This is a genomic window from Bacillus sp. JJ1127 (assembly GCF_036965845.1).
GTDB lineage: Bacteria > Bacillota > Bacilli > Bacillales > Bacillaceae_G > Bacillus_A.
In genome coordinates this window covers 967-2,636 of record NZ_JBALQK010000283.1, presented here as the reverse complement: position 1 = coordinate 2,636, position 1,670 = coordinate 967, and the positions used below count along the sequence as shown (strand labels likewise).

1 protein-coding gene and 1 pseudogene (both only partly in view) are annotated in these 1,670 nt (G+C 33.7%); both read left to right on the top strand.

From position 1 onward, the window contains the following. The first annotated feature begins 383 nt into the window (after positions 1–383). Positions 384–1,670, top strand: partial view of a toxin Cry1Ac domain D-VI-related protein gene (locus V7183_RS22605; RefSeq protein ID WP_335360917.1) — the 5' portion only. Its footprint extends 42 nt past the window's final position; 1,287 of the gene's 1,329 nt are visible here — the first part of the coding sequence; the start codon lies at positions 384–386; the stop codon falls past the right edge of the window. Continuing rightward, positions 1,648–1,670 (top strand): annotated as a pseudogene (locus V7183_RS22600) (toxin Cry1Ac domain D-VI-related protein) (it continues 901 nt past the right edge of the window). Before V7183_RS22605 ends, V7183_RS22600 begins: the two are co-directional and overlap by 65 nt.

Genomic DNA, 1,670 nt, shown 5'->3' with positions numbered 1-1,670 from the left:
ATAATTAAATATCTTTATACACATCCACTAGGTTATCTTGTTTACTTCAAAACTTCAACCCTTGTTTTTACAAAAATGTAAATATAAGGGTTGATAAATTTTTTTTGTTAAAAATTTTATACAATGAATTTACATTAGCGAATATCTTACTACCATCTATGAATACGAGATAATTTTTCATACCTTTTTCATTGTTAAATACATTTTTTATAAATTTCTTCCATCTCTATCTATGCACTTACTCGCATAAGATACGAACAATTAAAATTTTATAAATTCACTTATTTTTCAAAAAATGCTTGTTTGATTTTTATATTGAAATGTTATACAGTTGTTTTCGAGTTAATTTTTGTAAAAAATAACATTTTTAAGGAGGGTTTTCCATGCAGGAACCGCATAAGAAAAAAAGAGGGCGAAAGGTAGCTACATCGCTATTATGTTTATCTGTATTAGCAGCTCCAATTGTACCCGAAGCTTCCGCAGCAGAAAACACAAACGCTAAAACTACGATGAGCAGTGAAGAACAAATTGGTCAGATGATCTTACAAGTCACTCCAAGTAATCCTACTCCTATGCCAGGTGAAACGATTACGTATCAGTACAAACTTACAAATGCAACAAATAAAGTAATTACAGATGTGTGGATTGCAGATTGGCATGTGAATATGCTGCAAGGATATTTTGATTTAGGTGATGATAACGCTTTCGGACCAGGAGAAACAGTCATACTTACTAGAAAATACACCATTCCGAAGGATGTACCTGAAGGGAAAACATTTCGAAGTATAGCTAATGTATATGGTACTGCTGATGGAAAACAAATCAAAACAACAGCAAAAACATCTATTACTGTAGATGCGGTAAAACCTGAAATTTCATTACACGTGTCAACGAATAAAGAGGTTGTCACACCTGGAGAAAAAATAACTTATACTTATAAAATTAAAAATACTGGTAATCGTGATTTAACGAACGTTTGGGGTTCTGATTGGCACCTTGGTATGTACCAAGAATATGCTGATCTTGGTCCTGACAAGATTTTATCACCTGGAGAAGAAGCAACTGTTCAGAAGGAATTCGTCGTTCCAGAAGATGCTGAAGATGGGAAACTTATTTATAGCGTAGCATCTTACTTTGGTAACTATGGAGATACACAAGTGAAACAAGATGCACGGGTTGGTATTACAGTAAGTCATGATCTTATCACAAAAGCGCAAAAAGCTGTGGACAGCCTATTTGCAGATAAAAAGCACACTACATTACAGGCACATATTTCTCAAAAAGAAATCGATTCTGCAAAAGAGAAAGTCATGCAACTTCCTGACGCCAAGCATAAACATCAATTAGACAAAGAACTCGAGCAAGCTCAAAGTCTATTAAACTCACTAAATGATGCACGCAGCACTGTACGTGGGCTTTTTGCAGACGATAGTTACTCTAAATTAGGGGAAGAAACTACACAACAAAGCATTACTGCTGCTAAAGAAAAAGTAATGAAACTTCCTAACAATCAAAACAAAACAGATTTATTAAATCATATCCAAAATGCTGAGCGCCTTCTGAAAGAACGTGAAGCAACAACATTAAGCAATGCGCAAAAAGCAGTTGATAATCTTTTCTTAGATAAAAATCATATCGCATTAAACAATGGAATTACTGAAAAAAATATT